Here is a 23,452-nt window from a genome sequence, read left to right as displayed (position 1 = left end):
AACTTTAACATAGAGTTTCGTGATTCGTATTTTTGAGCAGTTCGGGAGGTGTATTTGGGTGCGGGTAATTATCACGCTTGCTTGTACAAATTGCAAGCAAAGGAACTATGCAACCACCAAGAACAAACGGAATCACCCCGACCGCATCGAGTTGAAGAAGTTTTGCAAGTTCTGTAACGAGCAGACTCCTCATCGCGAGACGCGATAGTCCATTGGAGGTGGAACCGTGGCTTTTTTGGCGAAAGTGAAAAAAGGCTTTGGTACAACGTTTGGTTTTTTTGCCGACAGCTGGGCGGAACTGAAGAAGGTTCGCTGGCCAAGTCGTAAGGAGCTGACGAGCTATTCCATCGTCGTCTTAATGACGGTTGTGGCTGTGACGATTTACTTCTGGCTTCTTGACATCGGAATCTCTGAATTGGTTCAACTAATTGTCTAAGAAGGGTCCAAAGGTGGATTTGTAATGGAAAAAAGATGGTACGTCGTGCACACTTACTCCGGTTACGAGAACAAAGTCAAAACCAATCTGGAGCGCCGAGTTGAATCCATGGGCATGGAAGACAAAATTTTCCGTGTGCTGGTTCCAATGGAAGACGAGCTGGTGGAGAAGGACGGCAAGAAAAAAACCGTTCAACGCAAGGTCTACCCTGGTTACGTTCTGGTGGAAATGGTTCAAACCGACGATTCCTGGTACGTTGTCCGCAATACGCCGGGCGTTACTGGCTTTGTAGGTTCAACTGGTTCAGGCTCCAAGCCGACTCCTTTATTGCCTGATGAAGTGGAACAGATTTTGAAGCACATGGGCATGGAAGAGCCGAAGCCGAAGATCGAGTTTGAATTGAAAGAGACGGTTCGCGTCAAGGTTGGTCCTTTTGCCGATTTTGTTGGTTCGGTGGAAGAGATTTTGTTGGACAAGGCAAAGCTGAAGGTTCATGTCAACATGTTTGGCAGAGAAACTCCGCTTGAACTGGATTACACTCAGGTGGAAAAGGTTTAAGGCAGAGCTTCGCACATAGGCGCAATGCGCCTGTATATCAAGGCAAGGAGGTGTGAATCATGGCAAAAAAGGTCATCAAGATGGTCAAACTGCAAGTTCCTGCAGGTAAAGCGAATCCAGCTCCACCAATCGGTCCGGCACTGGGTCAAGCAGGCGTTAACATCATGGCGTTCTGTAAAGAATTCAACGCTCGTACAGCGGATCAAGCAGGTCTGATTATTCCAGTCGTGATCACGGTATTCGAGGACCGTTCCTTCACTTTTGAAACCAAAACGCCGCCGGCAGCAGTATTGCTCCGCGTAGCAGCTGGTATCGAAAAAGGCTCCGGTGAACCGAACAAAAAGAAAGTAGCTACTGTTAAGCGTGATAAAGTACGCGAAATCGCCGAGACAAAAATGCAAGACCTTAACGCAGCATCCGTGGAAGCGGCAATGCGTATGGTTGAGGGCACAGCTCGCAGCATGGGCGTTACAATCGTTGACTAATCCGGTTTTGTTTTGACAACATTATCGGGTGCAGGCCTTACGGCTCTGCAAGTGGGAGGATCGTCCCAAGGAGGATGCTCCGCTACTACCACATAAGGAGGAACTTACAATGGCAAAACACGGTAAAAAATATGTTGAAGCTGCCAAGCTGATTGACAGCGAAGCAAGCTATGAGTCACTGGAAGCAATCGAGCTTGTTAAAAAAGCATCGACAGCCAAATTCGACGAGTCCGTCGAAGTTGCAGTGCGTCTGGGTGTAGACCCTCGTAAACAAGACCAAGCGGTTCGCGGCGTAGTTGTCCTTCCGCATGGCACAGGTAAAACAAAACGCGTTCTCGTTTTCGCAAAAGGCGAAAAAGTGAAAGAAGCGGAAGCAGCAGGCGCTGACTATGTTGGCGATGCTGACATGATTAACAAAATCCAACAAGGCTGGTTCGAATTCGACGTTTGCGTAGCAACGCCGGACATGATGGCTGAAGTTGGTAAGCTCGGCCGTATCCTGGGCGGTAAAGGCCTTATGCCTAACCCGAAAGCAGGTACTGTAACGTTTGACGTTGCAAAAGCCGTTCAAGAAATCAAAGCAGGTAAAATCGAGTACCGTCTGGATAAAGCGGGTCAAATCCACGCTCCAATCGGTAAAGTTTCGTTCGACTCCGCAAAGCTGGACGAAAACCTGAAAGCTCTGATTGATGCCCTTGTTCGCGCCAAACCGGCTGCAGCAAAAGGCGTTTACCTGAAAAACATCGCCGTTTCCTCCACAATGGGCCCTGGCGCTCGCGTTTCGACTGCTAACTACCGTTAAGTCGAAGGGAAACGACCACTTATATCGAATACGCATACCGTAGACAGTAGGTGCCCATGCCGGGCTTAATTTCCTACCGAGGTGTTATGATAAAATGTTGATGAATACAGCAGGCTTGCCTGCAAAGTCATCTTAACGACATCATGGCCTTCGCAGTTCTGCGAGGGCCTTTCTCATGCATCGAGGAGAGGAAGATCCGACGCATAAACGGGATGTATAATTTACGGGAGGTGTACAATTTGGCTAACGCAAAGATCATCCAAGAGAAACAAGAAGCGGTTGCTGTTGTTGCTTCAAAGCTGACTTCCAGCCCAAGCACTGTAGTTGCTGACTATCGCGGATTGAACGTTGCGCAAGTAACCGAGCTTCGGAAGCAGCTCCGCGAAGCGGGCATTGATTTCCAGGTTCTGAAAAACTCCATCGTTCGTCGCGCTACTGAAGGTACGGAGCTGACGGAGCTTAACGAAATTCTGACAGGTCCTACTGCGGTTGCATTCAGCGGCACTGACGCTGTTGCTCCTGCAAAAATCCTGAACGATTTTGCCAAGAAAAACGATGCTTTGAAACTTAAAGGCGGCGTTGTTGAAGGTAAAGTTGTTAGTATGGAACAAATCAAGGCTCTTGCTGAGCTTCCTTCTCGCGAAGGTTTGCTTTCCATGCTCCTCAGCGTGCTTCAAGCGCCAGTTCGCAACTTCGCGCTTGCAGTTAAAGCAGTTGGAGAAAAACAAGAAGCAGGAGCTTAAGCTTCTACTTTATGGAACACCTGCTGCCTAGCAGCACAATAAATGATTGTAATAAAAATAAAACCAAATTACCGGAGGTATAACCATGTCTAAAGAGCAAATCTTGGAAGCAATCAAAGGTATGACTGTTCTTGAACTGAACGATCTTGTTAAAGCAATCGAAGAAGAATTCGGCGTAACTGCTGCTGCTCCAGTTGCAGTAGTAGCTGGCGGCGGCGCTGCTGAAGCTGCTGCTCAAACTGAATTCGACGTTATCTTGACAAGCGCTGGCGCTTCCAAAATCAACGTTATCAAAGTGGTTCGCGAAATCACTGGTCTTGGCTTGAAAGAAGCTAAAGAACTGGTTGACGGCGCTCCTAAACCAATCAAAGAAAAAGTGGCTGAAGACGAAGCTAATGCAGTTAAAGCTAAGCTTGAAGAAGCTGGCGCTGTAGTAGAAGTTAAGTAATTTCTCTTCCGCAGTGGAACCCCTTGAATCGCATAACTTGCGGTTCAAGGGGTTTCTTTCTTACTATGTGAAACGCATATAATGGAAAAGGGGGTGCGGACAGCATATGAGCAATCATTATTACAGCAAAAAGCCCGAAACTGCTCATAACCGGCAAGCCCATACCTTTGTTTGCCGCGGGCAGGAGCTCAAGCTTATGACGGATGCGGGAGTGTTCTCCAAAACGGGCGTGGATTACGGAAGCCGCGTGCTCATAGAGCATATGGAGCTGAATCCGGAAGGGAACATTCTGGATGTTGGCTGCGGCTATGGACCTATCGGCCTCATGGCGGCCAAGCTGTCGCCTGCAGGGCAAGTCACGCTCATTGATATTAATGAAAGAGCCGTTCAGCTGGCGACAGAAAATGCAAAATCCAACGGTATATCCAACGTCGAGGTGCTGCAAAGCGATTTGTATGAAGCGGTGAAGGGAAAGACATTCGACGTTATTTTGACCAATCCTCCCATCAGAGCCGGTAAAGCGGTAGTCCATCGTATTTTTGAAGAAGGACTGGAGCTGTTGAACGCTGGCGGCGTTATGTGGGTTGTTATTCAGAAGAAGCAAGGCGCGCCTTCTGCGCTGGAAAAACTACAATTGTTGTATGATTCAGTAGAAGAAGTAACGAGAGATAAAGGCTATTGGATTCTTAAGGCAATTAAAGCTTAATGAGGTTGAACAAAAGGTTTACAATTGAAATGGAAATGAATTGACTTGACATTTTGGATGTGGTAATATTATAAAATGTCAGCATAAAATTGCTCGAAATCTCTTTAGTCAACTAAAATGTCAAGTATGAATTTTTAGCGCAGAAATGCATACATTTGTGACATTTGACGTATAATGTTTACATTTTGGGCAAAATTACTTGATATGAGACCAACGCGCACTGCGCTGCGTACGGCAAACTGCTAGAAACATGCTCTTTTTTCGAACTATTCGATAAGGGCTTTTCTTTATTTATCTGTATAGGCGGCTGCCGCTGCCGAAGGGTAACGCAGGATGTATCGATGCTGTAAGACAGACTTGAGGGGTGAGGTTAAGTTGGCAGGACAACTTGTTCAGTATGGTCGGCGGGCGAGGAGAAGCTACGCAAGGATCAGCGAGGTGCTGGAAGTCCCGAACCTGATTGAAATCCAACAAAAATCGTATGAAAAGTTTCTGGAAACCGATTTGATCGAGCTATTCCAGGATATTTCACCGATTTCGGACTTTACGGGCAATCTATCGCTGGAATTTATCGACTATAGCTTAGGCGAGCCGAAATATTCGGTCGATGAGTCGAAGGAACGTGATGTCACGTATGCAGCCCCATTGCGGGTGAAGGTGCGTCTGTTCAATAAGGAAACGGGCGAAGTTAAGGAACAGGAAGTATTCATGGGCGATTTTCCGCTTATGACCGAGACAGGCACGTTTATCATCAACGGCGCAGAACGCGTTATCGTCAGCCAATTGGTTCGCTCCCCCAGTGTGTATTTCAGCACGAAGGTTGACAAGAACGGTAAAAAGACATACACCGCTACGGTTATTCCTAACCGCGGCGCTTGGCTGGAGCTTGAAACAGATGCCAAGGATATCGTCTACGTTCGTATTGACCGGACCCGGAAAATTCCGGTAACGGTGCTTTTGCGTGCACTTGGTTTCGGTACAGACGCTGAAATTCTGGATTTGCTCGGACATGACGAGTATATCCGCAATACGCTGGACAAGGACAGCACGGATTCCACGGAGAAAGCGCTCATTGAAATTTACGAGCGTCTGCGTCCGGGCGAGCCTCCTACCTTGGACAACGCAAAAAGCTTGCTTGTTGCACGCTTTTTCGATCCCAAACGATATGACCTGGCCAATGTAGGCCGTTACAAAATAAACAAAAAGCTCCACATCAAAAACCGCTTGTTCAATCAAAGACTTGCGGAAAACCTTATTGATCCATCCACAGGTGAAATTATCGCCGAGACGGGTCAAATGATCGACCGCCGTTTGCTGGATGAAATTCTTGATAAGCTGGAGAAGGACATTGGTTTCCGTACTTATCATGTTGCGGCTGGAGTGCTTGATGCCGATAGTATACCACTACAGGCTATCAGCGTATTCTCGCCAAACGACGAAGGCAAGGTTATTAAAATCATTTCCAACGGCATAATTGACAAAGCCATTAAGAACATTACGCCTGCGGACATCATTTCGTCGATCAACTATTTCCTGAATTTGCTTCATGGCGTGGGAAGCACGGATGATATCGACCATTTGGGCAACCGTCGTCTGCGCTCTGTCGGCGAGCTGCTGCAGAACCAGTTCCGTATCGGTCTCTCCCGTATGGAGCGCGTTGTGCGCGAACGCATGTCGATTCAGGATGCTAACGCGATTACACCGCAGGCGCTTATCAACATACGCCCGGTTATCGCGTCCATTAAAGAGTTTTTTGGCTCTTCCCAGCTGTCGCAGTTTATGGACCAGACGAACCCGCTTGCAGAGCTGACGCACAAACGCCGTTTGTCCGCGCTTGGACCGGGCGGTCTGACGCGCGAACGCGCAGGCTTTGAAGTACGGGACGTCCATCACTCTCACTACGGCCGTATGTGTCCAATTGAGACGCCGGAAGGACCGAACATCGGTCTGATCAACTCTCTGTCGACTTTTGCCCGCATTAACGAATATGGCTTTATCGAAGCGCCGTATCGTTGGGTAGATCCTAAGACGGGCGTTGTTACGGAGCAAATCTCTTATTTGACAGCTGACGAGGAAGACAACTACGTTATCGCGCAAGCAAACGCTGAGTTGACTCCTGACAATATGTTTGTCGAGAAGCAAACCATCGTTCGTTACAATAAACAGGCTGACAACATCCTGACGATGCCGATTGAACGCGTCGACTACATGGACGTATCGCCTAAACAAGTTGTATCCGTCGCAACGGCGTTGATTCCGTTCCTGGAGAACGATGACTCCAACCGCGCGCTCATGGGCTCCAACATGCAACGGCAGGCGGTGCCGCTTCTGATTCCAAAAGCGCCGTTTGTCGGTACAGGCATGGAGCATAAAGCTGCAAAAGACTCCGGCGTTTGCGTTGTTTCCAAATACGATGGCGTTATCGAGCGTTCCAGCGCCAACGAAATTTGGCTGCGCCGTGTCGAACTTATTGACGGCAAGCCGGTTAACGGAGACCTGGTAAAGCACAAGCTGCATAAGTTTATGCGTTCCAACCAAGGTACTTGCATCAATCAGCGTCCTCTTGTCCGCAAGGGCGACGTTATCAAAAAAGGCGATATTCTCGCCGACGGCCCGTCCACAGAAATGGGCGAGCTGGCGCTTGGACGCAACGTTGTTGTTGCCTTTATGACTTGGGAAGGCTACAACTACGAGGATGCGATCCTGCTTAGCGAAAAGCTGGTTAAAGAGGATGTTTACACATCCATTCATATTGAGGAATACGAGTCTGAAGCCCGTGATACGAAGCTTGGGCCTGAAGAAATTACGCGCGACATTCCGAACGTCGGCGAGGAAGCTCTTCGCAACCTCGACGAACGCGGCATTATCCGCGTAGGCGCTGAGATCGGCGCTGGCGATATCCTTGTTGGCAAGGTTACGCCTAAAGGCGTGACGGAGCTGACGGCGGAAGAACGCCTGCTGCATGCGATCTTCGGTGAAAAAGCACGCGAAGTTCGCGACACGTCGCTGCGCGTTCCTCACGGAACCGACGGCATCGTGGTGGACGTAAAAGTGTTTACCCGCGAAAACGGCGACGAGCTGCCTCCTGGCGTTAACCAACTGGTACGCGCTTATATCGCGCAAAAACGGAAAATCTCCGAAGGCGACAAAATGGCGGGACGTCACGGCAACAAGGGCGTTATCGCCCGTATTATGCCGGAAGAGGATATGCCGTTCCTGCCGGACGGCACACCAGTTGAGGTTGTTCTTAACCCGCTGGGCGTACCTTCCCGGATGAACATCGGTCAAGCGCTGGAGGTTCACCTCGGCATGGCCTGCAAACATCTCGGCATCCACGCGGCTACGCCGGTATTTGACGGCGCGCGCGAGGACGATGTTTTCGATACCATGGAAGAAGCCGGCATGCAGCGGAACGGAAAAACGGTTCTGTACGATGGCCGCACAGGCGAAAGCTTCGAGCGGGAAGTAACGGTTGGCGTCATGTACATGATCAAGCTGGCGCACATGGTTGACGATAAAATTCATGCCCGTTCCACAGGTCCATACTCTCTCGTTACGCAACAGCCTCTTGGCGGTAAAGCCCAGTTCGGCGGACAGCGTTTCGGCGAGATGGAGGTTTGGGCGCTTGAAGCCTACGGCGCAGCTTATACGCTGCAGGAAATTTTGACTGTCAAATCCGATGATGTGGTTGGCCGCGTGAAAACGTACGAATCCATCGTCAAAGGCGAAAATGTGCCAGAACCAGGCGTTCCGGAATCGTTTAAGGTATTGATCAAGGAATTGCAAAGCCTTGGCATGGATGTCAAAATCCTGTCCGCTAACGAGGAAGAAATCGAGATGAAAGAAATCGATGACGAGGACGAAGGTACAGGCGACAAGCTGAACCTCAACCTGGAAGGCTCAGAAGCAAACGTAGAATAATGACAAGACCGCGCAGCGGCGGTTTCGGAAGCGAAACCGCTGTTGTGCCGGTTACAGCCATACATGACGAAGGAGGGTTGCTCCTTGTTGGACGTTAACAACTTCGAGTATATGAAAATTGGTCTGGCTTCGCCGGATAAAATTCGCTCGTGGTCCCGCGGAGAAGTTAAAAAGCCGGAAACCATCAACTACAGGACACTGAAACCGGAGAAGGAAGGTCTCTTCTGCGAAAAGATTTTTGGTCCTACTAAAGACTGGGAATGCCATTGCGGCAAATATAAGCGCGTACGCTATAAAGGCGTCGTTTGTGATCGCTGCGGCGTTGAAGTAACGCGGGCCAAGGTTCGCCGCGAAAGAATGGGTCATATTGAGCTTGCAGCTCCAGTATCCCATATCTGGTATTTCAAAGGGATTCCAAGCCGCATGGGTCTGGCGCTGGATATGTCCCCTCGTTCGCTCGAGGAGATCATTTATTTCGCATCCTATGTCGTAACCGATCCCGGCGAAACTCCCCTGGAGAAAAAACAGCTCCTGTCCGAGAAGGAATACCGCAGCTACCGTGAAAAATACGGTTATGGTTTCCATGCCGGCATGGGTGCCGAAGCGGTTAAAAAACTGCTTCAGGACATCGATGTGGAACGCGAGCTGGAGTCGCTTAAGGAAGAGCTGCGTACCGCTCAAGGCCAACGCCGCAACCGCGCGATCAAACGCCTTGAGGTTATCGAAGCGTTCCGCAATTCCGGCAATGAGCCGGAATGGATGATTCTGGATGTGCTTCCCGTTATTCCGCCGGAGCTTCGTCCAATGGTACAGCTGGACGGCGGCCGTTTTGCAACGTCCGACCTGAACGACCTGTATCGTCGAGTGATTAACCGGAACAATCGTCTGAAGCGTCTTCTGGATCTTGGCGCTCCCGACATCATCGTACAAAACGAAAAACGGATGCTGCAGGAAGCGGTGGACGCTTTGATCGACAACGGTCGTCGCGGCCGTCCTGTTACAGGTCCTGGTAACCGCCCGTTGAAATCCCTTAGCCATATGCTGAAGGGTAAACAAGGCCGTTTCCGTCAGAACCTGCTGGGTAAACGCGTTGACTACTCCGGACGTTCCGTTATCGTTGTAGGCCCTAACCTGAAAATGTTCCAATGCGGTCTTCCTAAGGAGATGGCGCTGGAGCTGTTCAAGCCTTTTGTTATGAAAGAGCTAGTAAACAAAGGTTTGGCTCATAATATCAAAAGCGCAAAACGCAAGGTTGAACGCGTAAGCCCTGAAGTATGGGATGTGCTGGAGGAAGTTATCAAGGAGCATCCAGTGCTTCTGAACCGTGCCCCCACACTTCACAGACTGGGTATTCAGGCATTTGAACCGATTCTGGTTGAAGGCCGCGCGATCAAGTTGCACCCGCTGGTATGTACGGCGTACAATGCCGACTTTGACGGCGACCAAATGGCTGTTCACGTTCCGCTGTCCGCCGAGGCCCAAGCTGAGGCTCGTTTGCTCATGCTGGCATCTGGCAACATCTTGAACCCTAAAGACGGCAAGCCTGTTGTTACGCCTTCTCAGGATATGGTCCTTGGCAGTTACTATCTGACGATGGATAACAAAGAATCCAAAGGCTCCGGCGCTGTTTTTGCATCGGTTAACGAAGCGATTTCCGCTTATCAACGCGGTATTGTTTCCTTGCATGCGAGAATTCTGATTCCTGCCAAAGTACTGAAGAAAAAGAGCTTTACGGAGCAACAGCAGAAATCGCTGCTCGTTACAACAGTCGGCAAAGTTATTTTCAACGAGATTTTCCCGACGGACTTCCCATTCATTAACGAAGCGACCAAGGCTAATCTTCTTCAAGGTACGCCTGATAAATACTTCGTCTATGAAAAAGGCTCCGATTTGGTGAAAATTGCCGAAGAGCTTCCGACTCCGGGCGCAGTAGGCAAGGACTACCTGGCCTTGATTATTGCTGAATGCTTCCGTCAATACCATACAACGCTGACTGCGGTTATTCTGGACCGCGTCAAGCAGCTTGGCTTTACCTACTCCACTAAAGCGGGTATTACGATCGGCGTAGCTGACGTAATCATCCCGAAAGAAAAAGCGGAAATTATGAAAGCCTCCGATGAAAAAGTCGCTACGGTTATGAATCAATACCGTCGCGGTTTGATTACAAACGAGGAACGTTATGACCGCATTATCAGCATCTGGAGCAAGTGTAAGGATGAAATTACTGATGTGCTCATGAAATCCATGGATCGCTATAACAACATCATGTTGATGGTGGATTCCAAAGCACGGGGTAATAAATCCCAAATTACGCAGCTCGGCGGCATGCGCGGTCTGATGGCGAACCCGTCCGGCCGTATCATCGAATTGCCGATCAAATCGAACTTCCGTGAAGGCCTGACGGTTTTGGAATACTTTATTTCCACGCACGGCGCGCGTAAAGGTCTTGCCGATACAGCGCTTCGTACAGCCGACTCCGGTTACCTCACGCGTCGTCTCGTCGACGTTGCGCAAGACGTTATCGTTCGCGAGGACGATTGCGGAACCGATAAAGGCTTTACGGTCAGCAAAATTCAGGACGGCAAAGAGGTCATCGAGGACCTGTATGACCGGATTGAAGGACGTTATGCGTTCGCTACCGTTCGTCATCCCAAAACGGGAGAGGTCATTGTTAACCGCAATGATCTGATCGATGCAGGCAAAGCGGATGAAATTATTAACGCTGGCGTAGAGCGTCTGCAAATTCGTTCCGTGCTTAGCTGCCGCGCACGTCATGGCGTCTGCAAAATTTGCTACGGACGCAACCTGGCAACAGGCAAGCACGTGGAGATCGGTGAAGCGGTCGGCATTATTGCCGCTCAATCCATTGGCGAGCCGGGAACACAGCTCACGATGCGTACGTTCCATACCGGCGGCGTAGCCGGCGACGATATTACGCAAGGTTTGCCGCGTATCCAGGAGTTGTTCGAGGCCCGTAATCCAAAAGGCCAAGCGATCATCTCTGAGCTGGACGGCGTAATCAAGGAAATCCGCGAAGCCAAAGACCGTCGCGAAATCGAGGTTCAAGGCGAAGCGGAATCCAAAGTATATTCCGTAACCTATGGATCGCGTATCCGTGTAGCGGAAGGCCAGCAAATTGAAGCCGGCGACGAGCTGACCGATGGATCCATCGATCCGAAGGATATGCTGCGCATCAAAGGCATCCGTGGCGTTCAAAACTACATTTTGCAGGAAGTTCAGCGCGTTTACCGTAACCAGGGCGTTGAAATCAACGATAAGCACGTTGAGGTTATGATCAAGCAGATGCTTCGCAAAATCCGCATCGTGGATGCAGGCGACACGACTCTGTTGCCGGGCGCATTCGTGGATATCCATGAATACGAAGCTGCCAACCGCGAAGCGATTTTTGCCGACAAGGAGCCTGCGGTTGCCAAGCCGGTATTGCTTGGTATTACCAAAGCATCCCTTGAAACGGACTCCTTCTTGTCCGCAGCATCCTTCCAGGAGACAACTCGTGTCCTGACAGATGCAGCGATCAAGGGCAAGGTCGACAAATTGCTTGGCCTGAAGGAAAACGTCATTATCGGCAAGCTGATTCCTGCGGGAACAGGCATGCATCGTTATCGCAATATCCGTCTGACGGGTCTGGAAGATGAGATTCTGGAAGGCGAAGTTGAAGAAGAAGCAGCGGAAGCTGTTGTTGTTGAATAAATAAAGGTTAGTTGTTAAAAGCACGGCAATTGTTTGCTGCCATTCCTTATGGAACGGTGCGAGCAGTTGCCGTGCTTTTTCGTTTAAATGCTTTTCTTTTTAGTATAAATTTGGACTAAATACATAAATAATGTATAATTCAAAGGGGGAATAATTCGTTTATCTGTGTGCAAGGTATGCTTTGATGAAAGGAGAACGTTTGTTTATGAAGAAATGGTTAGGACGTTTAACTTGGGCCATTTGTATAACTTTGATGTTTGTTTTTTTATTATTGGGTAATTCATTTTTTAAGTTTATGGGCAACGAATCGGTGCAAGTTAAGGAAATAACTTTAATGGAACAAACAGAAGTAAAGAAAGAGGATCCCTCCGAATACACGGGTTACACTACCGAGCATCAGATTTTGGAGGCAGAATCGATATTAAAAAAGGGTAATGTTGAACATGATGGTATATTCAGAGATAAGCAAGGGATCGTATTACAATTCGCAGATGTGGACAACTATAAATGGGCGCTGGACGAATTTTCAGATGTAAAGTTTGTAAAGGTCATTCAGGTAGAGAACAGCCTTCATGACCTCGAAGAGGCAAAATCGTTGGTTTTGAAGGAAGCAGGGATTAAGGAAGTTGGCGATTGGTTGCTAGACGGCGAAAATCGATTGTTAATATTAGCGGATAATGAGGATGACTACATCCGACTATCCCAAACGATTACTAAATTAGGGCTTTCAGAGCTTATTGAAGCAAGCTATATTGCTGAGAGGATCGACCAAAGCTCAGCGGCATAAAAGCCGGAATGTTATTTTAAATTTTAGCGCTTGACATGCGTGTAGTGTAAATGATAATATATCGAAGTGTGCCTAACAGCTAGGCTTATGGTATCGTATTGATTATTTATGAACCGCCTGGATCTGTGGGCTTAAAAATTGGGTGAAATGTCTACCACATAAAGACATGAATAAGGGGAAGGGGGTGGCAACCAAAATGCCAACAATTAACCAGCTCGTTCGCAAAGGACGTCAAGCGAAAGTCGTTAAATCGAAATCGCCAGCCTTGCAAAAAGGCTTTAATGCTCTGAAACGTGAAGCTACTGATATCAGCGCGCCTCAAAAACGCGGTGTCTGCACTCGTGTAGGAACTATGACTCCGAAAAAACCGAACTCCGCGCTTCGTAAATATGCGCGTGTGCGTTTGTCCAACCGTGTTGAGGTTACAGCGTACATCCCAGGTATCGGCCATAACCTGCAAGAGCACAGCGTTGTATTGATCCGCGGCGGTCGTGTTAAAGACCTTCCGGGCGTGCGTTACCATATTGTTCGTGGTGCACTGGATACTGCGGGAGTTAACAACCGTAACCAGGCTCGTTCCAAATACGGCACGAAACGTCCTAAAGTTAAGAAATAAGACCGCGCTCTGAGCGGGCCGGATTAAAGAGCTTCAGAAGTATTGCACCAATGTAATCCACTATTATAAGAAAGGGGGACTTTCTCATGCCACGCAAAGGTCCTGTTACAAAACGCGACGTATTGCCGGATCCGGTGTACCATAGCAAGCTGGTTACTCGTCTGATTAACCGTATTATGGTCGATGGAAAAAGAGGCGTAGCGCAAACTCTGCTGTATGATGCCTTCAAGCTCATTCAAGAGCGTTCGGGAAATGATCCGATGGAAGTGTTTGAAGCAGCAATGAAAAACATTATGCCTGTACTTGAGGTTAAAGCTCGTCGTGTCGGCGGCTCCAACTATCAAGTGCCAATCGAAGTTAAGCCTGAGCGCCGTACGGCACTTGCACTTCGTTGGTTGGTAAACTACTCCCGTAACCGCGGTGAAAAAACCATGGTTGAACGTTTGGCTGCTGAAATTCTTGACGCATCCAACAACACGGGCGCATCCGTTAAAAAGCGTGAAGACACGCACAAAATGGCTGATGCAAACAGAGCGTTTGCTCACTACCGCTGGTAGAATTATAATGATTGAAAGGAGACGATTTTATGACAAGAGAGTTCTCCTTGGAAAATACGCGTAATATCGGGATTATGGCGCATATTGACGCTGGTAAAACCACAACAACTGAACGGATCTTGTTCTTTACGGGCCGTACCCACAAAATCGGCGAGGTGCACGAAGGTGCAGCTACGATGGACTGGATGGAACAGGAACAAGAGCGCGGCATCACTATTACGTCTGCCGCTACAACCGCTCAATGGAAGGGTAACCGCATTAATATTATCGACACCCCAGGTCACGTTGACTTCACAGTTGAAGTTGAACGTTCCCTGCGCGTATTGGACGGGGCCGTTGGGGTTTTCAGTGCGAAAGAAGGCGTTGAGCCTCAGTCCGAAACAGTATGGCGTCAAGCTGACCGCTACGGTGTTCCACGGATCGCTTATGTCAACAAAATGGATATCATCGGTGCAGACTACCTCAATGTTGTTAAAGACATGCGCGAGCGTCTGCAAGCCAATGCAGTAGCTATTCAGCTGCCAATTGGCGCCGAAGCCGATTTCCTTGGCGTAATTGATATCGTTGAGCGCGTTGCTTACACGTACAAAGACGACACAGGCAAAGACCCGATTCAAGGCCCGATTCCTGCAGAATACGCGGATCAGGTTGAAGAGCTTCGCAATGAATTGGTTGAGAAGGTTGCCGAGCTGGATGAAGAGCTGACTATGAAATATCTGGAAGGTGAAGAAATCACCGTTGCAGAATTGAAAGCAGCACTTCGCAAAGGTGTTTGTGAAGTTAAAATCTTCCCGGTTGTAGCAGGCTCCTCGTACCGCAACAAAGGCGTTCAGCTTGTTCTGGATGCTGTTGTTGACTACCTGCCTGCACCAGTTGATGTACCTGCCATTAAAGGTACGCTTGAAGATGGCGAGGAAGCGGTTCGTCCTTCTTCCGACGCTGAGCCATTCTCTGCATTGGCCTTCAAAATCATGACTGACCCTTACGTGGGCAGATTGACGTTCTTCCGTGTATATTCGGGTATCCTGAAATCCGGTTCCTATGTTCTTAATGCAACTAAGAACAAACGTGAGCGGATTGGCCGGATTCTGCAAATGCACGCGAACAGCCGTCAGGAAATTACGGAAGTGTATTCTGGCGATATCGCTGCTGCCGTTGGTCTTAAAGACACAACTACGGGCGACACGCTGTGCGACGAGAAGTCTCCGATTGTTCTTGAATCCATGAACTTCCCAGAGCCAGTTATCCAGATCGCTATCGAGCCTAAGACAAAAGCGGACCAGGACAAATTGGGCGTTGCTATCTCGAAGCTCGCTGAAGAAGATCCTACATTCCGTGCATACACAGACGAAGAAACGAACCAAACGATCATTGCAGGTATGGGTGAGCTTCACCTTGAAATCCTCGTTGACCGTATGTTCCGTGAATTCAAGGTTGAAACCAATGTCGGCAAGCCGCAGGTTGCATACCGTGAAACCTTCCGTCTGGGTGCTAAAGTCGAAGGTAAATTCGTTCGTCAATCCGGCGGTAAAGGCCAGTTTGGTCATTGTTGGGTTGAGTTCGAACCGCAAGAGGCAGGAGCAGGTTTTACATTTGAAAGCAAAGTAGTCGGCGGCGCTATTCCTCGTGAATACATCGCTCCGATTCAAGCAGGTATCGAAGAGTCGATGAAAAACGGCGTTCTTGCCGGTTTCCCGCTCGTTGATATTAAAGCGACTGTTGTCGATGGTTCCTACCATGACGTCGACTCCTCGGAAATGGCGTTTAAAATTGCCGGCTCCCTGGCGCTTAAAGCTGCTAAAGACAAATGTAAGCCAGTCCTTCTTGAGCCAATCATGAAGGTTGAAGTAACTGTTCCTGAAGAATACATGGGCGACGTTATGGGCATGCTGAACTCCCGTCGTGGTCGCATCGAAGGTATGGATTCCCGCGCAGGCGCGCAAATTATCCGTGCTAAGGTGCCTCTCTCCGAGATGTTTGGTTACTCCACGACACTTCGTTCCGGTACTCAAGGACGCGGCGTATTCTCCATGGAGCTTTCCCACTACGAGGAAGTTCCTAAGTCGATCGCTGAAGAGATTATTGCGAAGCACAGAGGCGGAGAGTAATCTCCAGCTAAACATGTCAGCATAACCAATTGCTTTTGGCCCCGCCGGCTGTGCATGCACAACCGGCGTCGGCCCCCACATAAAAATCAAGATATATTGAGGAGGACTCAGTTCAATGGCTAAGGCAAAATTTGAACGTACAAAACCGCATGTTAACATCGGTACAATCGGTCACGTTGACCATGGCAAAACAACTCTTACAGCTGCAATCACTACTGTACTTTCCAAAAGATACGGTGGTTCCGCTATGTCTTTTGACCAAATCGACAAAGCTCCAGAAGAGCGCGAGCGCGGTATTACAATCTCCACTTCCCACGTTGAGTATGAGACTCCTAACCGTCACTATGCTCACGTTGACTGCCCAGGTCACGCCGACTATGTTAAAAACATGATCACTGGCGCGGCTCAAATGGACGGAGCTATCCTGGTTGTATCCGCTTCTGACGGCCCAATGCCGCAAACGCGCGAGCACATCCTTTTGTCCCGTCAAGTAGGCGTTCCTTACATCGTTGTATTCCTGAACAAATGCGATATGGTTGAAGACGAAGAGCTTCTTGAGCTGGTTGAAATGGAAGTTCGCGACCTTCTGTCCGAATACGAGTTCCCAGGCGACGATACTCCTATCGTTCGTGGTGCTGCTCGTGAAGCTCTGGCTAACCCAGATGGCGCTTGGGCTGACAAAATCGTTGAGTTGTTCGAGCACGTTGACTCCTACATCCCAACTCCAGAACGCGACACAGCTAAGCCTTTCCTTATGCCTGTCGAGGACGTATTCACAATCACTGGCCGCGGTACAGTTGCTACAGGCCGTGTAGATCGTGGTACTGTTAAAGTTGGCGACGAAATCGAAATCATCGGTTTGCAAGAAGAAACTCGCAAATCCGTTGTTACGGGCGTAGAAATGTTCCGTAAGCTGATGGACTCCGCTCAAGCGGGCGACAACATTGGCGCATTGCTTCGTGGTGTAGACCGTAAAGATATCGAGCGTGGTCAAGTTTTGGCTAAACCGGCTTCCGTTAAGCCACACACAAACTTCACTGCTCAAATCTACGTTCTGACTAAAGAAGAGGGTGGCCGTCACAAGCCTTTCTTCACTGGCTACCGTCCCCAATTCTATTTCCGTACAACTGACGTAACAGGTATCATCAACCTGCCTGAAGGTACTGAAATGGTTATGCCTGGCGACAACATCACTGTTACAGTTGAACTGATCGCTCCAATCGCTGTTGAAGAAGGCACTCGCTTCTCCATCCGCGAAGGCGGCCGTACAGTTGGCGCTGGCGCTGTTGCAACTATCCAAAAATAATGATTTGCGACATTAGTCGCATAACATGCAAAGCCCTCACTTCGGTGAGGGCTTTTTTGCGTGCAATAAACAATTGTCAAGTTTTCTCGGTAACTTTACATTGACTACAAACATGACATCACCTTAATATAAAACGTATAGTCAGCGGTGGGCTGAGCTCTATTCTGCTGCTTCTTGAATGTAAAGTGCTGAAGCGGCAGTTCGGACAAGCCCGCATATCATAGGTCATTACGTAACCATATATAATGAAAGGGGTTTTTGACATGAAAAAGAAAACGATGCTGGTTATATTACTGGCAGCTGTCATGGTTATTATGGCAGCTTGTGGAGGCGGCAACGGCGGTAAATCCAATGAAGGAGGAGCTGCGGGCGAGGGAGCAGCTAATGGCGGCGCGGCAGGCGGAGATGACAAAGTATATAATATTGCTATTTCGCAAATTGTCGAGCATCCATCGCTAGACTCTACCCGATTGGGATTTATAAAAGCACTTGAGGATGCAGGCTATGTTGAAGGCACAAATCTCAAAATTGATTACAATAATGCTCAAGGCGATCCAAACAACTTTAAACCAATCGCCGAAAAAATTGCGTCCAATAAACCGGATCTTGCACTTGGCATCGCTACACCAAATACGCAAGTGCTCGTAGATGAGGTCAAAGATATTCCAGTATTGTTTGCAGCTGTTACAGATCCGGTTGATTCCGGAATTGTATCCCAGCTTGAAGCTCCTGGCGGAAATGTTACAGGCGCCTCCGACACAAACCCTGATGCGATTGTTCAAACTATGGATTTTATCGCCAAAGAACTTGGTGAGGTTAAAAATGTTGGCCTTATTATTGATGAATCGCAGGATAACGCTGTTTATATGAGCAAAGTGGCGGAAGAGGCGCTTGCAGTCCATAATATTAAGCTCGTCAAAGCGGCTGTAGCCAATGTTTCCGATATTCAGCAGGCGGCACAATCATTGGTTGGCCGGGTTGAGGCTATTTACATTACTTTGGACAATACAGTTGTTCAAGGTGTTGAGAGCATTATTGATGTAGCCAATGCAAACGACATTCCTTTTTTCTCGGCTGACCGGGATTCGGTAGAAAAAGGCGCTTTTGCAACGGTGGGCTTTAAATATTATGATCATGGTTATGAAGTGGGACAAATGGCTGTTGAAATTTTGAAGGGTAAAAATCCAGGTGAAATGAACGTTACAAAGCCGCAAAAGCTGGATTTTATTATGAATTTGAAGGCCGCTGAGGAACAAGGCATTACGGTAACGGATGAAATGAAGGCTTATGTAAAAGATGCGGAAAACAACTTGATCAAATAATGCGTAGCTAATGCTGGATAGCGAGTATAAATGGGGTGAGCCGGACACTGGTCGCCCCATTGTCATGAAGTGGGGAGGCGAGATGATTGCTGGATTCGTTGCGAGGTGCTGTTGAGGCGGGGCTGCTCTATGCATTGATGGCACTGGGCGTATATATTACTTTTCGAATTCTTGATTTTCCCGATTTGACTGTGGATGGGAGCTTTACAACGGGGGCGGCTGTTGGGGCTACTATGACCATAGCGGGAATTCCTCCGTGGTTATCGCTGCTTGGCGCGTTTATATGCGGCGGATTGGCGGGGGTGTGTACCGGCCTGCTTCATACAAAAGGGAAAATTAACGGGCTGCTTTCTGGCATTATTATGATGATTGCTCTCTATTCCATTAATCTTCGTATTTTGGGCAAGCCGAATGTGTCGATTCGGGGCGAAGCTAACATCTTCCAGACGGAATCTTCCCAGTTTTGGATTGGAGGGATTCTTGTTGTTTCTGTCGTTGTCCTTCTGCTGTTGTTTTTCAAAACGGATTTTGGCCTTAGCCTTAGAGGGACCGGAGATAATAATCGTATGATTCGCAGCTTCGGAGCAAATACGGATATGAGCATTATTTTGGGAGTAGGCTTGTCGAATGCCTTGGTTGCGTGCTCTGGAGCATTGGTTGCCTTCTCGCAAAAGAGCGCAAACAATTTGATGGGGATTGGCATGATCGTCATTGGTCTGGCCTCCGTTATTATTGGTGAAGCCATTTTGGGGGCTCGTACCGTCTGGCGGGCGCTAATAGCAGTAGTGCTTGGCGCAATCATTTACCGCATCATCTACGCTCTGGCTTTGCGGGTGCCTGGCTTTGATTCTCAGGATATGAAGCTCATCACGGCGGTTATTATTGTAGGAGCGCTAGTTATTCCGACAATTCGCAGATCACTAAAAGAAAAGTCTGTTGGCAAAAAGCGCACCGAGCAAGTGTTAGCCTCTCTTGGCAACGATAAAGCGGGAGGTGCCCGTTAATGCTAAAAATCGAAAGTGTGTCCAAGCTGTTTAACCCCGGAACCGTTGATGAAAAAATTGCTTTGCTAAATGGAAATCTTCATTTAAAGGCGGGCGACTTTGTAACGGTTATCGGAAGCAACGGCGCAGGCAAATCCACCTTGATGAATATTATTTCCGGCGTAATGAAGCCAGATGCCGGGAAGGTGTGGATAGACGGATATGATGTCAGTCTATTGCCGGAGCATAAACGCAGCAGGTGGATTGGACGGGTTTTTCAAGACCCCATGGCCGGCACCGCTCCAAGAATGACCATTGAAGAAAATTTGGCCATCGCCTACAAGCGCGGAAAAACGCGCGGGCTCGGCTTTGGTGTTAACAGTAAAATCCGGAGTATATTCCGTCAAGAGCTGTCACGCCTTGGCATTGGCTTGGAGAATCGCCTTGGCGCCAAAGTGGGCTTGCTCTCGGGCGGCGAAAGACAAGCGCTCAGTCTTTTGATGGCAACCTTCACCCGGCCGCAAATATTGCTGCTTGACGAGCATACGGCGGCATTAGACCCCGCCAGGGCGGAGCTCGTGACCAGTTTAACGGAAACCATTGTGAGGGAACTGAAGCTGACCACGCTAATGGTTACTCATAACATGGAGCAAGCTATAAGGTTAGGCAATCGTCTGATCATGATGGATAAAGGTAAAGTGATTTTGCAGGTCGATGAAAGCCGCAAGGACCATCTCACTGTAGAACAGCTGCTGGGAGAGTTTGAAGCCATTAGCGGCAAAAAGATGGCGGATGACCGGGTTGTGCTTGGATAAAATCATAAATACTGAGATAAAAGATTAGCGCGCACGTCACAGGCTGAGTTAAGCTGTGAGCGTGCGTGCTTTTATGTTGAGTAATCCAAACTCAATATAATAGAAGAAACCCGCCAGAGAGTGCTGAAGAACTGCATCAAAAAACTTTTAGTTGCAATCGCCCGCCTAATTGTATATAATATTGACTGTTGGTCTGACGTTGCGTTGATGTGAGAGGTTGCCGACACACCCGGCCCCTTTGCCATGGGACCTGTGGCGGGTTATTCTCACGGAGTATGTCCGATTAAAAAATTGGGCGATAGAAGGAGGGACTTATATGGCAAAGCAAAAGATTCGTATCCGCTTGAAAGCATACGATCACAGAATTCTTGATCAATCCGCAGAGAAAATCGTTGAAACTGCAAAACGTTCGGGTGCAGGCGTATCCGGGCCGATTCCGTTGCCAACGGAAAAGCAAATCATCACTATTCTTCGTGCGGTTCACAAGTACAAGGATTCCCGTGAGCAATTCGAAATGCGCACACACAAGCGCTTGATCGATATTGTGAATCCGACGCCGCAAACCGTTGACGCGCTGATGCGCCTTGACTTGCCGTCTGGTGTGGATATCGAAATCAAGCTGTAAAGTTATACACAGGTAAACATGTGAAAGTCGATCATAGAGAGGAAACGAGGTGTCAACATGAAAGGTATCTTAGGGAAAAAGCTTGGAATGACGCAAGTATTTACGCCTGAAGGCAACGTTATTCCGGTAACGGTTATCGAAGCTGGCCCTTGCGTGGTTCTCCAGAAGAAAGATGTGGAGACTGACGGCTACGAGGCAGTACAGCTCGGTTACTCCGATAAGAAAGAAAAAAGAGCGACTAAACCAGAGATCGGCCACGCTAAAAAAGCAGGCGCGACTCCTAAGCGCTACGTTCGCGAAATTCGCGGTATCAACCTTGGTGAGTTTGAAGTTGGCCAGGAAGTTAAAGCTGACTTGTTCGCGGAGGGCGAATTTGTTGACGTAACAGGTATTTCCAAAGGTAAAGGCTTTGCCGGCGTAATCAAACGTTGGGGACAAAGCACGGGACCAATGTCCCACGGTTCCCGCTATCACCGCGGACCGGGTTCCATGGGTTCCATCCAGGCTAACCGCGTGCCTAAGGGCAAACGCCTGCCAGGACATATGGGTCATGAAACCATTACGATTCAAAAGCTTGAAGTTATTCGCGTAGACGCTGAGCGTAACGTGATTCTGGTTAAAGGCTCCGTGCCTGGACCTAAAAACGGTTTTGTGAAAGTGAAAGAAACCGTTAAGAAATAAATGGTGAGAAAGAAAGGAGGAACACGAAATGCCAAAAGTAACAGTATTTAATGTGAGCGGTTCGCAAGTTGGCGAATTGGAACTGGCGGATAGCGTATTCGGTATTCAGCCTAACACTCACGTTATGCATAGCGCAGTCATTCTGCAGCAAGCTGCAGAGCGTCAAGGAACGCACAAAACGAAAGGTCGCTCCGAAGTACGCGGCGGCGGTCGCAAGCCTTGGAAACAAAAAGGCACTGGCCGCGCTCGTCAAGGCAGCATTCGCTCCCCGCAATGGGTTGGCGGCGGTACTGTATTTGGTCCAACGCCACGCTCGTACGGCTTCAAGCTTCCTAAGAAGGTTCGCCGTCTTGCAATCAAATCGGCTCTTTCTTCTAAAGTAATTGCCGAAAACATCATCGTTTTGGATCAACTGACATTTGCAGCTCCAAAAACGAAAGAGTTCAAAAGCATTCTGAACAACCTGAAAGCTGATCGTAAAGCTTTGGTTGTTACAGCCAACTACGAGGATAATGTAGCATTGTCCGCACGCAACATCCCTGGCGTGAAGTTCGTCGCTGCTGACGGCATCAATGTTCGCGATGTGCTTGTGTATGACAAGCTTATCATTACCAAAGAAGCGGTTGAGAAAGTACAGGAGGTGTTTGCGTAATGAAAAACCCTCGCGATATTATCAAGCGCCCGGTTATTACTGAACGTACGAGCGATTTCATGGCTGTTAAACGTTATGTGTTTGAAGTTGATCTTCGTTCGAACAAAACCGAAATCAAACAAGCTGTAGAACAAATTTTTGGCGTGAAAGTAACTAGCGTTAACACAATGCGCGTTGCAGGCAAGCCAAAACGCTATGGCAAACATAGCGGCTACAGACCTGACTGGAAAAAAGCAATCGTTCAACTGAGCGATGACAGCAAAGAACTTGAGTTCTTTGAAACGTCTGTTTAGAAAAGGAGGGAAACCAAGTGCCAATCAAAAAGTATAAACCGACCTCTCCTGCGCGTCGTCATATGTCCGTTTCGACATTTGAAGAAATTACGACAAGCACACCGGAGAAATCGTTGCTGGCTCCTTTGTTCAAAAAAGCAGGCCGCAACAACCAAGGTAAAATTACAGTTCGTCACCATGGCGGCGGACATAAACGCAAATATCGTATCATTGACTTCAAACGCACCAAGGACGGTATTGTCGGCAACGTGGCAACGATCGAATACGATCCTAACCGTACGTCCAACATCGCTCTTATCCACTATGTGGACGGCGCTAAAGCTTACATTATCGCACCGCAAGGCCTTAAAGTCGGCGATCAAGTTGTTTCCGGACCTGAAGCGGATATCAAAATCGGCAACGCATTGCCGCTCAAAAATATCCCTGTTGGTACGGTTATCCACAACATTGAGCTGAAGCCAGGCAAAGGCGGCCAATTGGTTCGCGCAGCCGGTACGGAAGCTCAATTGCTGGGTAAAGAAGAAAATTATGTTTCGGTTCGCCTGAGCTCTGGCGAAGTTCGTCGCATTCTGAACACTTGCCGTGCTACAATCGGTTCCGTTGGCAACCAAGATCACGAACTCGTGAAAATTGGTAAAGCCGGCCGTTCCCGTTGGCTTGGCAAACGTCCTGAAGTTCGCGGCGTAGTTATGAACCCGAACGATCACCCACACGGTGGTGGTGAAGGCCGCGCTCCTATCGGACGCAAGTCGCCTCTGTCCCCTTGGGGCAAACCGACTCTCGGTTTCAAAACACGCAAGAAGAAAAAAGCATCGAGCCAATACATTATTCGTCGCCGCACGAAATAAAGTCAGCTTGATTAAGTCCGCGTGAGCATGTCTCGCGCCAGCGCTTACG

23 protein-coding genes and 1 other annotated feature are annotated in these 23,452 nt (G+C 48.6%); all 23 genes read left to right on the top strand.

The genetic code is table 11. The features are described from left to right. The first annotated feature begins 58 nt into the window (after positions 1-58). The 23 genes from rpmG to rplB all read left to right on the top strand — a co-directional run bounded on the left by rpmG (position 59) and on the right by rplB (position 23,403). On the top strand, positions 59-208 hold the full coding sequence (rpmG, locus tag A7K91_RS25930; protein WP_082967189.1) for a 50S ribosomal protein L33: 150 nt from the start codon (positions 59-61) through the stop codon (positions 206-208). Between the two features lie 18 nt (positions 209-226). Continuing rightward, the gene (secE, locus tag A7K91_RS02670; protein WP_068679400.1) at positions 227-436 is read left to right on the top strand and encodes a preprotein translocase subunit SecE; all 210 of its coding nucleotides are present in this window, start codon (positions 227-229) and stop codon (positions 434-436) included. Between the two features lie 24 nt (positions 437-460). Further along, positions 461-994, top strand: a complete 534-nt coding sequence (gene nusG / locus A7K91_RS02665; protein ID WP_068679398.1) for a transcription termination/antitermination protein NusG — start codon at positions 461-463, stop codon at positions 992-994. A gap of 59 nt (positions 995-1,053) precedes the next feature. Further along, positions 1,054-1,479, top strand: coding sequence for a 50S ribosomal protein L11 (rplK, locus tag A7K91_RS02660; protein WP_068679396.1), 426 nt, complete (start codon positions 1,054-1,056; stop codon positions 1,477-1,479). A 109-nt stretch (positions 1,480-1,588) separates the two neighbouring features. Beyond that, positions 1,589-2,281 (top strand): 50S ribosomal protein L1, encoded by a 693-nt coding sequence (rplA, locus tag A7K91_RS02655; protein WP_068679394.1) that lies wholly within the window; start codon positions 1,589-1,591, stop codon positions 2,279-2,281. Positions 2,282-2,300: 19 nt separating this feature from the next. Then, positions 2,301-2,465, top strand: a sequence feature (ribosomal protein L10 leader region). 55 nt (positions 2,466-2,520) lie between these two features. Continuing rightward, entirely contained in the window at positions 2,521-3,024 is a 504-nt protein-coding gene (rplJ, locus tag A7K91_RS02650) for a 50S ribosomal protein L10 (RefSeq protein ID WP_068679392.1), read from the top strand. Between the two features lie 85 nt (positions 3,025-3,109). Further along, a complete protein-coding gene (rplL, locus tag A7K91_RS02645) occupies positions 3,110-3,472 on the top strand; it encodes a 50S ribosomal protein L7/L12 (protein WP_068679391.1) in 363 nt (120 codons plus the stop codon). A gap of 106 nt (positions 3,473-3,578) precedes the next feature. After that, entirely contained in the window at positions 3,579-4,178 is a 600-nt protein-coding gene (locus tag A7K91_RS02640) for a class I SAM-dependent methyltransferase (RefSeq protein ID WP_068679389.1), read from the top strand. Between the two features lie 375 nt (positions 4,179-4,553). Then, complete coding sequence (gene rpoB, locus A7K91_RS02635; protein ID WP_068679387.1) at positions 4,554-8,099, top strand: DNA-directed RNA polymerase subunit beta; 3,546 nt, start codon at positions 4,554-4,556, stop codon at positions 8,097-8,099. 84 nt (positions 8,100-8,183) lie between these two features. Then, the gene (gene rpoC / locus A7K91_RS02630; protein ID WP_068679385.1) at positions 8,184-11,810 is read left to right on the top strand and encodes a DNA-directed RNA polymerase subunit beta'; all 3,627 of its coding nucleotides are present in this window, start codon (positions 8,184-8,186) and stop codon (positions 11,808-11,810) included. A 205-nt stretch (positions 11,811-12,015) separates the two neighbouring features. Next, positions 12,016-12,597 (top strand): hypothetical protein, encoded by a 582-nt coding sequence (locus tag A7K91_RS02625; RefSeq protein WP_068679383.1) that lies wholly within the window; start codon positions 12,016-12,018, stop codon positions 12,595-12,597. Between the two features lie 196 nt (positions 12,598-12,793). Further along, positions 12,794-13,213, top strand: coding sequence for a 30S ribosomal protein S12 (rpsL, locus tag A7K91_RS02620; protein ID WP_068679382.1), 420 nt, complete (start codon positions 12,794-12,796; stop codon positions 13,211-13,213). 86 nt (positions 13,214-13,299) lie between these two features. Next, complete coding sequence (gene rpsG, locus A7K91_RS02615) at positions 13,300-13,770, top strand: 30S ribosomal protein S7 (RefSeq protein WP_068679380.1); 471 nt, start codon at positions 13,300-13,302, stop codon at positions 13,768-13,770. A gap of 29 nt (positions 13,771-13,799) precedes the next feature. Beyond that, the gene (gene fusA, locus A7K91_RS02610; protein ID WP_068679378.1) at positions 13,800-15,878 is read left to right on the top strand and encodes an elongation factor G; all 2,079 of its coding nucleotides are present in this window, start codon (positions 13,800-13,802) and stop codon (positions 15,876-15,878) included. 115 nt (positions 15,879-15,993) lie between these two features. Further along, complete coding sequence (gene tuf / locus A7K91_RS02605) at positions 15,994-17,184, top strand: elongation factor Tu (protein WP_068679376.1); 1,191 nt, start codon at positions 15,994-15,996, stop codon at positions 17,182-17,184. Positions 17,185-17,447: 263 nt separating this feature from the next. Next, on the top strand, positions 17,448-18,506 hold the full coding sequence (locus A7K91_RS02600; protein WP_068679374.1) for an ABC transporter substrate-binding protein: 1,059 nt from the start codon (positions 17,448-17,450) through the stop codon (positions 18,504-18,506). A gap of 86 nt (positions 18,507-18,592) precedes the next feature. Beyond that, a complete protein-coding gene (locus tag A7K91_RS02595) occupies positions 18,593-19,510 on the top strand; it encodes an ABC transporter permease (RefSeq protein ID WP_068679372.1) in 918 nt (305 codons plus the stop codon). Continuing rightward, positions 19,510-20,304, top strand: coding sequence for an ABC transporter ATP-binding protein (locus tag A7K91_RS02590; protein WP_068679370.1), 795 nt, complete (start codon positions 19,510-19,512; stop codon positions 20,302-20,304). The genes A7K91_RS02595 and A7K91_RS02590 overlap by 1 nt, the downstream gene beginning before the upstream one ends. A gap of 316 nt (positions 20,305-20,620) precedes the next feature. Continuing rightward, entirely contained in the window at positions 20,621-20,929 is a 309-nt protein-coding gene (gene rpsJ, locus A7K91_RS02585) for a 30S ribosomal protein S10 (protein WP_005544556.1), read from the top strand. Positions 20,930-20,986: 57 nt separating this feature from the next. Further along, a complete protein-coding gene (gene rplC, locus A7K91_RS02580; RefSeq protein ID WP_068679368.1) occupies positions 20,987-21,610 on the top strand; it encodes a 50S ribosomal protein L3 in 624 nt (207 codons plus the stop codon). 28 nt (positions 21,611-21,638) lie between these two features. Further along, complete coding sequence (gene rplD / locus A7K91_RS02575) at positions 21,639-22,262, top strand: 50S ribosomal protein L4 (RefSeq protein ID WP_068679366.1); 624 nt, start codon at positions 21,639-21,641, stop codon at positions 22,260-22,262. Then, on the top strand, positions 22,262-22,555 hold the full coding sequence (gene rplW / locus A7K91_RS02570; RefSeq protein ID WP_068679364.1) for a 50S ribosomal protein L23: 294 nt from the start codon (positions 22,262-22,264) through the stop codon (positions 22,553-22,555). Before rplD ends, rplW begins: the two co-directional genes overlap by 1 nt. Positions 22,556-22,572: 17 nt before the next feature. After that, complete coding sequence (gene rplB / locus A7K91_RS02565) at positions 22,573-23,403, top strand: 50S ribosomal protein L2 (RefSeq protein WP_068679363.1); 831 nt, start codon at positions 22,573-22,575, stop codon at positions 23,401-23,403. Positions 23,404-23,452 lie beyond the last annotated feature (49 nt).

This window comes from Paenibacillus oryzae (genome assembly GCF_001675045.1).
In the GTDB taxonomy this organism is placed as follows: Bacteria; Bacillota; Bacilli; order Paenibacillales; family Paenibacillaceae; genus Pristimantibacillus; species Pristimantibacillus oryzae.
This window is presented reverse-complemented; position numbering and strand designations above follow the sequence as displayed.

Coding starts and splice junctions, on each gene's coding strand:
- nusG (WP_068679398.1), top strand. CDS start 461: ATGGAAAAAAGATGGTACGTCGTGCACACTTACTCCGGTTACGAGAAC.
- rplK (WP_068679396.1), top strand. CDS start 1,054: ATGGCAAAAAAGGTCATCAAGATGGTCAAACTGCAAGTTCCTGCAGGT.
- rplA (WP_068679394.1), top strand. CDS start 1,589: ATGGCAAAACACGGTAAAAAATATGTTGAAGCTGCCAAGCTGATTGAC.
- rplL (WP_068679391.1), top strand. CDS start 3,110: ATGTCTAAAGAGCAAATCTTGGAAGCAATCAAAGGTATGACTGTTCTT.
- A7K91_RS02640 (WP_068679389.1), top strand. CDS start 3,579: ATGAGCAATCATTATTACAGCAAAAAGCCCGAAACTGCTCATAACCGG.
- A7K91_RS02625 (WP_068679383.1), top strand. CDS start 12,016: ATGAAGAAATGGTTAGGACGTTTAACTTGGGCCATTTGTATAACTTTG.
- rpsL (WP_068679382.1), top strand. CDS start 12,794: ATGCCAACAATTAACCAGCTCGTTCGCAAAGGACGTCAAGCGAAAGTC.
- rpsG (WP_068679380.1), top strand. CDS start 13,300: ATGCCACGCAAAGGTCCTGTTACAAAACGCGACGTATTGCCGGATCCG.
- fusA (WP_068679378.1), top strand. CDS start 13,800: ATGACAAGAGAGTTCTCCTTGGAAAATACGCGTAATATCGGGATTATG.
- tuf (WP_068679376.1), top strand. CDS start 15,994: ATGGCTAAGGCAAAATTTGAACGTACAAAACCGCATGTTAACATCGGT.
- A7K91_RS02600 (WP_068679374.1), top strand. CDS start 17,448: ATGAAAAAGAAAACGATGCTGGTTATATTACTGGCAGCTGTCATGGTT.
- A7K91_RS02590 (WP_068679370.1), top strand. CDS start 19,510: ATGCTAAAAATCGAAAGTGTGTCCAAGCTGTTTAACCCCGGAACCGTT.
- rpsJ (WP_005544556.1), top strand. CDS start 20,621: ATGGCAAAGCAAAAGATTCGTATCCGCTTGAAAGCATACGATCACAGA.
- rplC (WP_068679368.1), top strand. CDS start 20,987: ATGAAAGGTATCTTAGGGAAAAAGCTTGGAATGACGCAAGTATTTACG.
- rplD (WP_068679366.1), top strand. CDS start 21,639: ATGCCAAAAGTAACAGTATTTAATGTGAGCGGTTCGCAAGTTGGCGAA.
- rplW (WP_068679364.1), top strand. CDS start 22,262: ATGAAAAACCCTCGCGATATTATCAAGCGCCCGGTTATTACTGAACGT.